Origin of the sequence: Sphingomonas sp. ERG5, from assembly GCF_000803065.1 — a bacterium.
Lineage (GTDB): Bacteria > Pseudomonadota > Alphaproteobacteria > Sphingomonadales > Sphingomonadaceae > Sphingomonas.
The window spans coordinates 1-12,422 of record NZ_JSXI01000062.1; the positions used below are offsets into that span (position 1 = coordinate 1).

Below are 12,422 nucleotides of genomic sequence, written 5' to 3' on the forward strand. Positions count from 1 at the left end.
CCCCACCCCGCCCCGCGCTCGCTTATTACCTGACCGAAGGTACCGGGCCGATGACGGTGTTCCTGCCCGGCTATGCCTCCGACATGACCGGCAGCAAGGCCCTGGCGCTGGAGGCCTGGGCAAAGGCGAGCGGACGGGCGTTCCTCCGTTTCGACTATGGCGGCTGCGGGCAAAGCGAAGGCGCGTTCGAGGACCAGACACTGGCCGGATGGCGCGACGATGCACTGTCGATGATCGAGCAGTTGGCAAATGGCCCCGCGGTGCTGGTCGGATCGTCGATGGGCGGATGGATCATGCTGCTGGTCGCGCGCGATCGGCCGGAACTGGTCGCCGGACTGATCGGTGTCGCGCCCGCGCCCGACTTCACCGACTGGGGCTTCACCACCGACGAGAAGCTGGCGATCCTGTCGGGCGGCAAGGTGTCGCGCGCGTCGCCTTATTCGGACCAGCCGACCATCACCACCGCCGCGTTCTGGAATTCGGGCGAGGCCAACCGGCTGATGTTCGGCACGATCGCCGTCGATTGCCCGGTGCGGCTGTTGCAGGGACAGCTTGACCGCGACGTACCCTGGACGCGCACCGCCCGGCTTGCCGAGATGATCCGTTCAGCCGATGTGCAGACGCTGTTGATCAAGGATGGCGATCACCGCCTGTCGCGCGATACCGATATCGCGCTGCTGATCAAAGCGGTCGAGGATGTGATTTCGCGCTTATGATCCTGCCCCTGCTGCTGCTCGCCGCCGCCCCTGTTTCCGCCACTCAGGCAGGCCCGCCATCGACCAGCGAGGAGCGCGGCGCGCGCTGTCTCGACCTGGCGACCAAGGACCCGGCCAAGGCCGCGGATGAGGCAGGGCGCTGGAAATTGTCGGGTGGCGGATTCCTCGCTCAGCAATGCCTCGGCGTCGCCTACACCAACAACGAGCAATGGAGTGCCGCGGCGGCCGAGTTCGATGGGGCAGCCCGCACCGCCGAATTGGCCAAGGATCGCCGCGCCGCACTTTACTGGGCACAGGCGGGCAATGCCTGGCTCGCCGCCAAGGATGCGGGCAAGGCGCGCGCCGCGCTCGATGCCGCCCTGGCGGCAGGCACATTGACCGGCCTCCAGCGCGGCGAGGCCTATCTCGACCGCGCGCGGGCGCAAGTCGCCAGCAAGGATCTTGCCGGCGCGCGCAGCGACCTCGACCAGGCCGTGGTCGACGCCGCCGCCGACCCGCTGGCCTGGCTGCTCTCCGCGACGCTGGCGCGGCGCATGGATGATTTGCCCCGCGCGAAGAAGGATATTGCCGAAGCGCTCAAACTATCGGGCGAGGATGCCTCGGTGCAATTCGAGGCAGGCAATATCGCTGCACTCGCCGGCGACGAGGCGGGCGCGAAGGCCGCCTGGAACCAGGCGGTGGCGATCGCGCCGCAGGGCGATGCCGGAATCGCCGCCAAGGCGGCGCTGATGCAATTCGCCCCGCCTATCACCCCCTGAAGTTTCGGCTGAAAATACCCGACGAAAATTGCGGGACGCGTGCCGGGTCCCTATCTGGACGATGACGCCAGCAGGAGCAGCCCTTCCGTGAAATATCTCCATACCATGATCCGCGTGACCGATCCGGATGCGACGGTGAAGTTCTTCGACCTGCTCGGGCTGAAGGAAGTACGGCGGATGGATAGCGAGAAAGGCCGCTTCACGCTGATCTTCCTGGCCGCGCCCGGTGACGAGGATGCGCAGGTCGAGCTGACGCATAACTGGGATCCGGAGGACTATTCCGGCGGGCGCAATTTCGGACATCTCGCTTACCGCGTCGACAATATCTACGAGACGTGCCAGCGGCTGATGGATGCCGGGGTGACGATCAATCGCCCACCGCGCGATGGCCATATGGCGTTCGTGCGCACGCCCGACAATATCTCAGTCGAGCTGCTGCAGGACGGCGTGCTGCCGCCGGCCGAACCCTGGGCGTCGATGCCGAATACGGGCGTGTGGTGAGATGACAGCCGCCGGTTTCCTGGAATTGACCGGCGCGCGATTGCCGATCGTTCAGGCACCGATGGCCAATTTCGCCGGACGAGAGCTGGCGATGGCGGCAATCGGCGCGGGTGGGATCGGCTCGCTCGCCTGTGCGGTGCTCGATGCCGGAGCGGTGGTGACGGAAGTCGCGGCGATCCGCGCCGCCGCGGCGGGGCCGCTCAATCTCAATTTCTTCTGTCACACGCTCGGGCCCCAGCCGGACGAAACGACGTGGCGTGCCACGCTTGCGCCCTTTTATGCCAGTGAAGACGTCGCGCCGCCGACCGGCTCGCCACCGCTGCGACGGCCATTCGACGCGGCAATGGCAGAGGCGGTCGAAACGGTACGGCCGGAGATTGTCAGCTTCCATTTCGGCGTGCCCGACGACGCGCTGCTTGCGCGGGTGCGAGCGACCGGCGCGCTGATCTTCGGCAATGCGACCACCCTGGCCGAAGCGCAGCACCTGGCAGCGCAGGGCTGTCACGCGATCATCGCGCAAGGCGACGAGGCCGGCGGTCATGCCGGCCATTTCCTCGATGGCTATCGCTCCAGACCGCTTGCAGAGATTCTGCCGCAAATCGTCGCGGCGGTTCATGTGCCAGTGATCGCGGCCGGTGGGATTGCCGATGCGGCGGGCGTGGCGGCGGCAATGGCACGCGGCGCCGGCGCCGTGCAGGTCGGCACCGCCTATCTGTTGACACCCGAAGCATGGACCAGTGCGGCCCATCGTCACCGACTGGAGACCGCGCAGTCGGACGATCTCGTCGCCACCAACCTGTTCAGCGGTGGCGTTGCGCGAGGACTGCGCAACCGGCTGACCGATGCGCTTGGTCCGATCAACCAGGTCGCGCCGCCATTCCCTTATGCCAGCGCCGCGCTCGCGCCGCTCCGTGCCAAGGCCGAGAGCGAAGGACGCGGCGACTTCTCGCCCTTGTGGGCGGGCGGCGGGGTGGCGCTGACGCGCGCCGAGTCTGCCGGCGATGTCACGATCCGCCTTGGCACCGCGGCGCTTAATTTTCGGAGTGACTCATGACCGGCCTCGACATCGTCCGCATCCCCGCACTGAGCGACAATTATATCTGGCTGGTGCATGATCAGGCGTCGGGCGAGACGATGGTGGTCGACCCGGCCGAAGCGGAGCCGGTGCTGGCCGAAGCGGACAAGCGTGGCTGGCGCATCGGCACAATCTGGAACACGCACTGGCACCCCGATCACACCGGCGGCAATGCCGCGATCAAGGAAGCTCATGGCGCGATCGTCACCGGCCCCGCGGCAGAAGCGGGGCGCATTCCGACGCTCGACGTCGCGGTTGGCGAAGGCGATACCGTGGCACTGGGCGCGCATGTCGCGACGGTGATGGAAACGCCCGGACACACCGCCGGGCATATCAGCTTCCACCTTCCCGACGACGAGATCGTCTTCACCGGCGACACATTGTTCGCGATGGGTTGCGGCCGGCTGTTCGAAGGCGATGCGACGCAGATGTTCGCTAATATGCAGCGCCTTGCCGCATTGCCACCCGAGACGATCGTCTATTGCGCGCATGAATATACCCAGGCGAACGGCCGCTTCGCGCGCGCCGTCGAACCGGGCAATGCGGCGATCGTCGAGCGAATGGTGACGGTGGATGCGGCGCGCGCGACGGGTGAGCCGACCATCCCGACAACGATCGCGCTGGAGCTGGCGACCAACCCTTTCCTGCGTGCGGCCTCAGCCGGGGAACTGGCCGATCGGCGTGCGGCCAAGGATGCGTTTCGCGGCTGACTCTGCTACAGGGCTCTCTCGGGGGCGGCGACGTCCGGGAGAATGCCAATGCGCATCTTGTTGCTCGCTCCGCTGGCGCTGGTCGCCTGCACCACCGCTGCCGACAGCCGCGCGGAGAGTGATGCCGACCTCGCCAAGGCGCTGGCCGGCCGTGTGGCCGGTGCCCCGAAAGGGTGCCTGGACACCACGCAGCTCGGCAGTCCGCAGATCATTGGCGACCGCACATTGGTGTATCGCCAGTCGGAGCGACGCTATTGGGTCAACACCCTGGCCTATGCCTGTTCGGGCATGAGGTCCGACAGCATTCCGGTATTCAAACTGTTCGGCAGCCAGGTCTGCAAGGGCGACACATTCGATATGGTCGACCGCAGTTCAGGCATTCGTGGCCCGATATGTCGGCTCGGCGATTTCGTGCCCTATGAGAAACCCGGGAACCAGCCGGGCTGAATCGCCGAAACAGCCAATGGGCAAGGACAAGGTTTTTTCGGTCATGTCAAAGAGCGGGGCGGGAAGCCATCGGGCTTTTCGTCCGCCACCCCCTTTCATGATCCTGTCAGGCGTTGAATCGGTATCCGGCCAAAGCGCCCATCGCTGAACATCGACCCGGCCTAGAGCGGTTTCGAGCTGAGTGGATCCACCCCCTTCCGTTCGCCCTGAGCTTGTCGAAGGGCCGTTCTTCCCCGACTGCCTGTGTTGCAAGAAAGAGCGGGGCTTCGACAAGCTCAGCCTGAACGGGGGAGGGTGATTCCGCGCAACCCGACGCTGCTCTAAGGCGTCACGCCCAGTTCGGTGAGCATGAACGCGTTATATTCGGCGGAGTCGTGGTAACGCTGGAAGCGGCCCGATTTGCCGCCATGCCCGGCTTCCATATTGGTGCGGAAGACGAGCGGATATTTGCTGGTCGACGTCGCACGCAGCTTTGCGACCCATTTCGCCGGTTCGTAATATTGCACCTGTGAATCCCACAGGCCGGTACCGACGAACAGCGCCGGATAGGCTTGCGCCTTGACCTGATCATAGGGCGAATAGCTCAGCATATAATCATAGGCGGGCTTCGCCGCCGGATTGCCCCATTCGTCATATTCGTTGGTGGTCAGCGGGATGCTGGCATCGAGCATGGTCGTCACCACATCGACGAACGGCACTTGCGCAACGATCGCGCGATAATCGCCCGGCGCCATATTGGCGACCGCGCCCATCAGCAATCCGCCGGCGCTGCCGCCGAGCGCAGCCACCCGGCCCTTGGCGGCATATTTCTGCGCGACGAGATAGCGGGTAACGTCGATGAAATCGGTGAAGCTGTTCTTCTTGTTCATCAAATGGCCGTCGTCATACCATTTGCGGCCCATTTCCTGCCCACCGCGAATATGCGCCAGGGCATAGACCATGCCGCGATCGAGCAAGCTGACGGTCTGGATCGAGAAGTTCGGATCCATCGACGCGCCATAGCTGCCATAGCCATATTGCAGCATCGCGGCGGTGCCGTCCTTCTTGAAGCCCTTCTTGTAGACCAGGCTGACCGGCACCTTCGTTCCGTCGCGCGCGGGCACCCAGACGCGTTCAGTGACATATTGCGAGGCGTCATAGCCGGGCACCGGCTGTACCTTGAGCACGCGGCGTTCGCCCGTCGCCGCATTCACTTCATAGGTGGTGGTCGGCGTGGTCAGCGAATTATAGGTGTAGCGCAGCCACGGCGTGCCGGTTTCCTCATTGACCTCGATCGCCATCGCATAGGCCGGCTCATCTGAATTGACGAAGCTGCTCTTGCCGGCGTCGTTCAGCATGCGCAGCCTTTTGTTGCCACCCGAGCGTTCCTCGATCGCAACGAAGCCGTTGAACGGCTTGAAGCCTTCGATGAACACGGCGGGATCGACCGGCACAAGGTCGGTCCAGGCGGCACGCGTTCCATTGGCCTTCGCATCGGCAACGGTCATCAGGCGATAATTGGGCGCCTTCCAATCCGTGCGGACAATCCAGTGATCGGCGATATGGTCGGCGTCATAGCGGAAGTCGCGCTCGCGCGGCGCAAGCACGGCAAAATTGGTCGGCGCGCTGGCCGGGGCACAGCGCAGTTCGTTGCTGACCGTGCTTTGCAGTGTGATGCAGATATATTTGTCGTCCGAGGTGCGCCCCAGCCCCATATAGAAGCTGTCGTCCTTCTCCTCATAGACCAGCCGATCGGCCGAAGCGGGCGTGCCGAGGACATGCGCCTTGACGCGCTTGCTCAGCAGGGTGACCGGGTCCTTCTCGATATAGAAGATGGTCTTGTTGTCGTCGCTCCAGACGAGATTGGCTTCGACGTTCGGGACCAGATCGGTGAGCAACGCGCCAGTCGCGATGTTCTTCACCTTGAGCACATATTGCCGGCGCCCGACGACATCCTCGGCCCAGGCGAGGAGGCTATTGTCGGGGCTGACCGTGCGCGATGCGGTCTGGAAGAAGCCCTTGCCCGCCGCGAGCTTCGGCTGATCGAGCAATATCTCCTCGGGCGCGTCCATGCTGCCCTTGCGCCGTGCGGCGACCGGATAGTCCGCGCCAGTGTCGAAGCGCGTATAGTAATAATAACCGTTCTTCAGATACGGGACCGAACTGTCATCCTGTTTGATGCGCCCGACGACCTCTTTGTAGATCGCCTCCTGCAGCTTTTTGGTCGGCGCGAGCACCGTGTCGGCATAATCATTCTCAGCCTTGATATAGGCCAGCATGTCGGGGTTTTTGCGCGTGTCGTCGCGCAGCCAGTAATAGTCGTCCCGGCGGGTCGCGCCGAACGGCGCCTTGATCTCATGCGGCTTCCTGGCGGCGACCGGGGGCTTGGGCGCTTCCTGCGCGACAGCGGGGACGGCAATGGCGGCGATCAGGCCACAAGCGATGAGATGCTTCACGAACGACTCCCGGATGACGGACAGGGCTGGAGGCTAGCGTCGGGATCGGGAAAGCGGAAGAGTGGCTTCCCTGGAGCAGCCCCTCCCCGTTCGCACCAAGCGTGTCGAAGCACCGCTCTTTCTTCTCCATCTTCTCCAGGCAAGAAGAACGGCCATTCGACAAGCTCGGGACGAATGGGGTAGCGATCTGGCCTCAACCGATCATCTTACAGAACGAAACGGCTGAGATCCGTGTTGCGCGCGATGCCCGCGAGCTGGCTTTCGACATAGGCGGCATCGACCACCACTGTCTCGCCGCCGCGATCCTCGGCGGAGAAGCTCACTTCCTCGAGCAATTTCTCCATCACCGTCTGCAAGCGGCGCGCACCGATATTCTCGATCTCGCCATTCACGTCCGCGGCGATCTTCGCGACCGCGGCGATGCCGTCCTCGGTGAACTCGATCGTCACGCCTTCGGTGCCGATCAGCGCCTTGTATTGCTGCGGCAGCGACGCCTTGGTGTCGCTGAGGATCGCGACGAAATCAGCCTCGGTCAGCGCCTTCAGCTCGACCCGGATCGGCAAACGACCCTGCAACTCCGGCAACAGGTCACTCGGCTTGGCGACATGGAAAGCGCCGCTGGCGATGAACAGGATATGGTCGGTCTTCATCGGCCCATACTTGGTCGCGACCGTGGTGCCCTCGATCAGCGGCAACAGATCGCGCTGCACGCCCTCGCGGCTTACACTCGCGCCGCCGCGTTGTTCGCTGACCGCGATCTTGTCGATCTCATCAAGGAAGACGATGCCATTGGCCTCGGCATCGGCCAGCGCGGTGCGGCTGACCTCTTCCTGGTCGAGCCGCTTGTCAGCCTCCTCCTCGACCAGCTTCTCCCAGGCGGCGGGAACGGTGAGCTTGCGGCGCTTCAGCTGATTGCCGCCCAGCGCCTTGCCCATCATCTCGCCGAGATTGATCATGCCCATCTGGCCGGGCACTTCGAACGGCATCTGCGCCTGCGCCTCAAGCTCGATCTCGATCTCGGTATTGTCGAGATGGCCATCGGCCATGCGCTGGCGGAACGCTTCGCGCGTCGCCTCGCTCGCGCCCTTGCCGGTCAATGCGTCAAGCAGTCGGACCATCGCCGCTTCTTCGGCCTTGTCCTTGACCGCGACGCGGCGGCGTTCCTTTTCAAGCCGTACCGCTTCCTCGACCAGGTCGCGCGCGATCTGCTCCACATCGCGGCCGACATAGCCGACCTCAGTGAATTTGGTCGCCTCGACCTTGATGAACGGCGCGTCGGCAAGCTTCGCCAGGCGACGGCTGATCTCGGTCTTGCCGCAACCGGTCGGGCCGATCATCAAAATGTTCTTGGGGGATACCTCGTCGCGCAGATCGGCGCCGAGACGCTGGCGGCGCCAGCGGTTGCGCAGCGCGACCGCGACCGCGCGCTTGGCATCGCGCTGGCCGATGATGTGCTCGTCAAGTGCGGCGACAATGGCTTTGGGTGTCAGTGCGTCGTTCATTTTCTTCTCTATCTTCCTCCCCTCCCGCCGGCGGGAGGGGTCGGGGGAGGACATGTCAAACAAGGGGCAGCGCTTGGGAGGACAGGCCCTCCCGCAAGCGGGAGGGGAATTATGCGGCGTCCAGTGTTTCGATCGTCAGCCGGTCATTGGTGTAGACGCAGACCTCCGCAGCAATCCCCATCGCCTTGCGGCAGATCGTTTCGGCATCCTGTTCGTAATCGACCAGCGCGCGCGCGGCGGCGAGGGCGTAATTGCCGCCCGACCCGATCGCGGCGACCCCGGCTTCGGGCTCCAGCACATCGCCATTGCCGGTCAGGATCAGCGTCACATCCTTGTCGGCGACGATCATCATCGCCTCCAGGTTGCGAAGATATTTGTCGGTCCGCCAGTCCTTGGCCAGCTCGACCGCGGCCCGGAGCAATTGCCCGTGATGCTGTTCGAGCTTGCGTTCGAGGCGTTCGAACAAGGTGAAGGCGTCGGCGGTCGCCCCGGCGAACCCGGCGATCACCGATCCGTCGCCGAGGCGGCGGACCTTTTTCGCATTGGGTTTCATCACGGTCTGGCCCATCGAGACCTGGCCATCGCCCGCGACGACGACTTTGCCGTTCCGGCGCACGGAGAGAATTGTCGTGCCGTGCCACGTCATGGTATCGCTCATGGCGGCGGATATGGGAGACCGATGGCGTTCGTGCAATCGACAAGCCGCGAATGTCGCCTTGATCCTATCTTTCGCCGGGAATGCCGATAGCTTCCATTTGGGGATAAATCCGACAGGGGATCGACCATGGCGACACAGCTTCCAGACAATGAACCCGCAGGAATGGTGAACCGGATCAAGCGATTATTGCTGACACCGGCCGCGGAATGGGACCGCATCGACAGCGAGCCGATGACGGTCAGGGGCATCTTCACCGGCTGGGTCGTGCCGCTTGCGGCGATCGGCCCGGTGGCCGCGCTGATCGGATCACTGGTGTTCGGCTATGGTTTCCTCGGCTTCAGCTACCGTCCGTCCTTGATGAGCGCCGTGACCACGGCGGTGATCGGCTATGCACTGGCGCTGGTCGGCATCTATGTGCTGGCGCTGATCATCGATGCGCTCGCACCGAGCTTCGGGGCCACCAAGAACCCGGTCTCGGCGATGAAAGTGGCGGCATTCGGCGCGACCGCGAGCTGGCTGGCGGGTATATTCCAGATCCTGCCGGCGCTCTCGTTCCTGATCTTCCTGGGGCTGTACAGCTTTTATCTGTTCTGGATCGGGTTGCCGAAGCTGATGAAGGCGCCCGCCGACAAGGCAGTGCCTTATGTCCTTGTCACCATGGTGGTGGCGGTCGTGGTGTTCGTGGTCATCGGCGCCGTGGCCGGCGCGGTGACCGCACAGGTTGCGCGGCCGCTGATCAGCGCAAGCAGCGGCACCGCAAGTGGCACCATGAACGTCCCCGGCGTCGGCAAGGTCGATCTCGGCAAGCTCGAGGAAGCCGGCCAGAAGATGGAAGCCGCAACCGCGCGGATGCAGGCCGATGCGGCAAGCGGCAAGACCAATGCGGTGCCCGCCGCGGCGCTGCAGGCGATGCTCCCGGCATCGATCGCCGGCTTTGCGCGGGGTGATACCGAATCGACCAGCGGCGGCGCGGGCGGCATCGGCGGCAGCCGCGCGGAAGGCAAGTATAGCGCGGGTGAGCAGAATTTCACCTTGTCGGTCGCCGACATGGCGGCGCTGGGATCGCTCGCGACGCTGGGCGGGGCATTGAATGTCCAGTCGAACAAGCAGACCGCGACCGGTTATGAAAAGACCGAAATGGTCGGCGGCGCGATGGTCACCGAGAAATGGGACAGCAGCGAGAAACGCGGCAAATATGAAACCATGGCGGGCAGCCGCTTCCTCGTCACCGCCGAGGGCAATGTCGCCGATATCGCGACACTGAAAGCAGCAGTCGCCGCGGTGGATGCAAGCAAGCTGGCCGCTTCGGCTCCCTAGGAGTCTCCGCGATCGGGCAGCACCCGGCCACTGAGTCGCGTGCCGCAACGATGCTGTTTTTGCTGTTATTTCGGCTGATATTTTTTCATGCTGTTAAGTTGGATTTTCGGCTCAAATTCCTGGCTTGTTTCCAATGGGTTGATCACCATTATGCTGTTATCGAATAACAGCAAGGAACAGCATGCTGTAAACGCCGGAACAGCATGCGCCACAATGTCCAAAGATGGTCCAGTCATGTGAAAGAGCGGGCGAAGCGCGAACAGCGCTTCGTGTGCCGTCACGTTGCCATGGATGGGTGCCGGCGTTGAATCGCGGCGGCGCGAATCCCCCTGTCAAGAAACGACAACGCCGCTCAGACGAGCGCGATTTCCGTCCGGGTTGCGTCCCGCGCGATCCGACGCAGGGCATCGAGGAACGAGCCGCCATTGGCCAACCGAAGCGGCGTCAGGGCATCCGTAGCGGCGAAGACGAGCCCGACCCCTTCTCCCGGCCAGCCGGGCCCGCCGCCTTCGATCGCATCCCAAAAACCATCAAGGTTGCGGCCGAACAGATTGGCGCCAACCGGCCTGACGGTATCGAGATAGCGCTGCCAGAATTCATCGACGGTCTTCACGCCCGTGCAGTCGATATGAATGGTTCGCATGTCGCCCCCGAGCGCTTTCGAATTGAGTGTCCGACCATCATCCGTTCGTTTCGCCGCTACTGCGAATTCGCCTTCAGAAAGTCGCTGCTTTCGCGGAGGGTGGGCGAGCGGCCGCGAAACGGTTTGGACAAGCCCATCACCAGATCATTGTGACTCTGGCCGGGATAGAGGCGCAGCGTCACCGGCGCGCCCAGATCGTGCAGCTTCTTCGCCAGGCGCTCGGCGTTGTAAGGGCGCACGACGGTGTCGGCAGTGCCGGCCGCCAGCAACAGGGGCGGCGCGTCGGCGCGCGCGAACTGGATCGGCTGAGTTTCCAAAGGGCGCGGCCAGTGGCTCATCGCGTCGATGCTGCGCGGCTTGTCGAATGGGTAGAAGTCGTACGGTCCGGCAAGCAAGGCGCCGGCGCGGATAATGCCGGGATCGACGCCGATATCGGTCAGCCAGTGCCGGTCGAGCGCGAGCATGGCGGCGTTATAGGCGCCGGCGGAATGGCCCGACAGCGTGATGCGTTTCGGATCACCGCCATAACGCGCGATATTGTCACGCACCCATTTGACCGCCAGCGCGCTGTCCTGGACGAACACCGGGAAGCGCACGCCGGGCACCAGCCGATAGTCAGGGATGACCGCGATAAAACCCTGTGCGGCAAAGGCGCGTCCGGCAAAGCCATATTCGCCGCGCGATCCCTTCACCCAGCCGCCGCCATAATAGAAGATCACGACCGGGAGCGGCGTGGCGTCGGCGCGCTGTTTCGGCGCCCAGACATCGAGTTTCTGCGCGGGCTCCGCGCCATAGGGGACGGCGGCGGCGACCTTTTGCGCGTTGCTGTCGCCGGGGGTGTGCGCATTGAAGAAATTGAGCACGCCGGGCGGCGATGCGAAAAGCAGGATCAGGCCAAGGCTCAGCCCGATCACGGCAATGACGATCAATAGCTTGATCCAGATCGACATTGCCCGTTCCTCAATCTTCATCCCCGCCCTGGAAGGGACCTAATATATGTATGTGACTTAAACCGGGAATGACTATTATCGACCCTTGCAGACATTCGCGCTCACCGTAAGCTGAATGTATGAGGATCATAGTTCGAGCCGCATTGGCGGTGCCTTTTGCAATTGGCGTTTCTCTGCCGACGATGGCGCCAGCGGCCGTCCTTTCGCCACCAGCGACGACACAGATAGTGGACCGCTGCGATGGCGCTGCCACAAACGCCGAGCGTGACGGCTGTTATCTCGACGCCGCCAGAAAGTTGCGGGCAAAAGTTGAACGTTCGTTTGAGCGCAACTTGCGAACTGCCGTGGTTTTAGACCGGAAGTTCAACGCCTTTGCGAAGGCTGGTCATATTCACCGCTCATCCCTGGCTGTGAAGTTGAAAACCTCTCAGGCGGAATGGCTCAAATATTCGCAATCTCAATGTTCACTTGAAGGAGGCACGTCCTTTGGAGGTAGCGGAACGGATAGCCTTGAGGCGAGATGCCACTATCGGCTCAACGCGCTGCGCCTGTCGGAGCTTAGAGCAACTAACCACTTACTAAGTCGGTGAAGGGCCACCCCCCTGCTTCGCGCCCATCCCAGTCATTCACCCCGACGGGGGCCCCTGACTAGGCCTGACCCAAGGTCTGCTCGGATAAGACGGAAGAACGCATCGCCAGAGGGCATGTCC

13 protein-coding genes are annotated in these 12,422 nt (G+C 63.5%); 8 read left to right on the forward strand and 5 right to left on the reverse strand.

The window, feature by feature from the left end; all coding sequences use genetic code 11:
- The 6 genes from OO12_RS19475 to OO12_RS19500 form a co-directional block, all read left to right on the forward strand.
- A partial coding sequence (locus OO12_RS19475) for an alpha/beta hydrolase (protein WP_034160410.1) occupies positions 1–716 on the forward strand: 716 nt, incomplete at its 5' end.
- Positions 713–1,474, forward strand: a complete 762-nt coding sequence (locus OO12_RS19480) for a tetratricopeptide repeat protein (protein WP_152616538.1) — start codon at positions 713–715, stop codon at positions 1,472–1,474. The genes OO12_RS19475 and OO12_RS19480, both read left to right, overlap by 4 nt.
- A gap of 87 nt (positions 1,475–1,561) precedes the next feature.
- On the forward strand, positions 1,562–1,975 hold the full coding sequence (locus OO12_RS19485) for a VOC family protein (RefSeq protein ID WP_200887518.1): 414 nt from the start codon (positions 1,562–1,564) through the stop codon (positions 1,973–1,975).
- A gap of 1 nt (position 1,976) precedes the next feature.
- Positions 1,977–3,029: an NAD(P)H-dependent flavin oxidoreductase gene (locus tag OO12_RS19490; RefSeq protein ID WP_034160411.1), complete on the forward strand. Its 1,053-nt coding sequence runs from the start codon at positions 1,977–1,979 to the stop codon at positions 3,027–3,029.
- Entirely contained in the window at positions 3,026–3,760 is a 735-nt protein-coding gene (gene gloB, locus OO12_RS19495; protein WP_034160412.1) for a hydroxyacylglutathione hydrolase, read from the forward strand. The genes OO12_RS19490 and gloB overlap by 4 nt, the downstream gene beginning before the upstream one ends.
- A 48-nt stretch (positions 3,761–3,808) precedes the next feature.
- Entirely contained in the window at positions 3,809–4,207 is a 399-nt protein-coding gene (locus OO12_RS19500) for a DUF6491 family protein (protein WP_052216076.1), read from the forward strand.
- A 320-nt stretch (positions 4,208–4,527) separates the two neighbouring features.
- Here OO12_RS19500 and OO12_RS19505 read toward each other — a convergent pair whose 3' ends face one another.
- From OO12_RS19505 to hslV, 3 genes are all read right to left on the reverse strand, one after another.
- The gene (locus tag OO12_RS19505; protein WP_034160414.1) at positions 4,528–6,642 is read right to left on the reverse strand and encodes a S9 family peptidase; all 2,115 of its coding nucleotides are present in this window, start codon (positions 6,640–6,642) and stop codon (positions 4,528–4,530) included.
- 206 nt (positions 6,643–6,848) lie between these two features.
- Positions 6,849–8,144, reverse strand: coding sequence for an ATP-dependent protease ATPase subunit HslU (gene hslU / locus OO12_RS19510; RefSeq protein WP_034160415.1), 1,296 nt, complete (start codon positions 8,142–8,144; stop codon positions 6,849–6,851).
- A gap of 109 nt (positions 8,145–8,253) precedes the next feature.
- Positions 8,254–8,802 carry an ATP-dependent protease subunit HslV gene (gene hslV, locus OO12_RS19515; protein WP_034160416.1) on the reverse strand — a complete coding sequence of 183 codons (549 nt, stop codon included), beginning with the start codon at positions 8,800–8,802 and terminating at the stop codon, positions 8,254–8,256.
- 126 nt (positions 8,803–8,928) lie between these two features.
- Between hslV and OO12_RS27610 the strand changes: the two genes are divergently transcribed.
- The gene (locus tag OO12_RS27610; protein ID WP_034160417.1) at positions 8,929–10,119 is read left to right on the forward strand and encodes a Yip1 family protein; all 1,191 of its coding nucleotides are present in this window, start codon (positions 8,929–8,931) and stop codon (positions 10,117–10,119) included.
- A 352-nt stretch (positions 10,120–10,471) separates the two neighbouring features.
- On the opposite strand, the gene OO12_RS19525 is transcribed toward OO12_RS27610, so the two are convergent.
- Both OO12_RS19525 and OO12_RS19530 read right to left on the reverse strand, forming a co-directional pair.
- On the reverse strand, positions 10,472–10,762 hold the full coding sequence (locus OO12_RS19525) for a barstar family protein (protein WP_034160418.1): 291 nt from the start codon (positions 10,760–10,762) through the stop codon (positions 10,472–10,474).
- Between the two features lie 56 nt (positions 10,763–10,818).
- Positions 10,819–11,712 (reverse strand): alpha/beta hydrolase, encoded by an 894-nt coding sequence (locus tag OO12_RS19530; protein ID WP_200887519.1) that lies wholly within the window; start codon positions 11,710–11,712, stop codon positions 10,819–10,821.
- Between the two features lie 119 nt (positions 11,713–11,831).
- Between OO12_RS19530 and OO12_RS27615 the strand changes: the two genes are divergently transcribed.
- Positions 11,832–12,302, forward strand: a complete 471-nt coding sequence (locus OO12_RS27615; protein ID WP_082006664.1) for a lysozyme inhibitor LprI family protein — start codon at positions 11,832–11,834, stop codon at positions 12,300–12,302.
- Positions 12,303–12,422: the final 120 nt, after the last annotated feature.

What these genes read in the sequence shown, in the direction of transcription:
- hslU (WP_034160415.1), bottom strand. Translation starts at nt 8,144, where the DNA reads ATGAACGACGCACTGACACCCAAAGCCATTGTCGCCGCACTTGACGAG.
- OO12_RS19530 (WP_200887519.1), bottom strand. Translation starts at nt 11,712, where the DNA reads ATGTCGATCTGGATCAAGCTATTGATCGTCATTGCCGTGATCGGGCTG.
- OO12_RS19480 (WP_152616538.1), top strand. Translation starts at nt 713, where the DNA reads ATGATCCTGCCCCTGCTGCTGCTCGCCGCCGCCCCTGTTTCCGCCACT.
- OO12_RS19500 (WP_052216076.1), top strand. Translation starts at nt 3,809, where the DNA reads ATGCGCATCTTGTTGCTCGCTCCGCTGGCGCTGGTCGCCTGCACCACC.
- gloB (WP_034160412.1), top strand. Translation starts at nt 3,026, where the DNA reads ATGACCGGCCTCGACATCGTCCGCATCCCCGCACTGAGCGACAATTAT.
- OO12_RS19525 (WP_034160418.1), bottom strand. Translation starts at nt 10,762, where the DNA reads ATGCGAACCATTCATATCGACTGCACGGGCGTGAAGACCGTCGATGAA.
- OO12_RS27610 (WP_034160417.1), top strand. Translation starts at nt 8,929, where the DNA reads ATGGCGACACAGCTTCCAGACAATGAACCCGCAGGAATGGTGAACCGG.
- hslV (WP_034160416.1), bottom strand. Translation starts at nt 8,802, where the DNA reads ATGAGCGATACCATGACGTGGCACGGCACGACAATTCTCTCCGTGCGC.
- OO12_RS19490 (WP_034160411.1), top strand. Translation starts at nt 1,977, where the DNA reads ATGACAGCCGCCGGTTTCCTGGAATTGACCGGCGCGCGATTGCCGATC.
- OO12_RS27615 (WP_082006664.1), top strand. Translation starts at nt 11,832, where the DNA reads ATGAGGATCATAGTTCGAGCCGCATTGGCGGTGCCTTTTGCAATTGGC.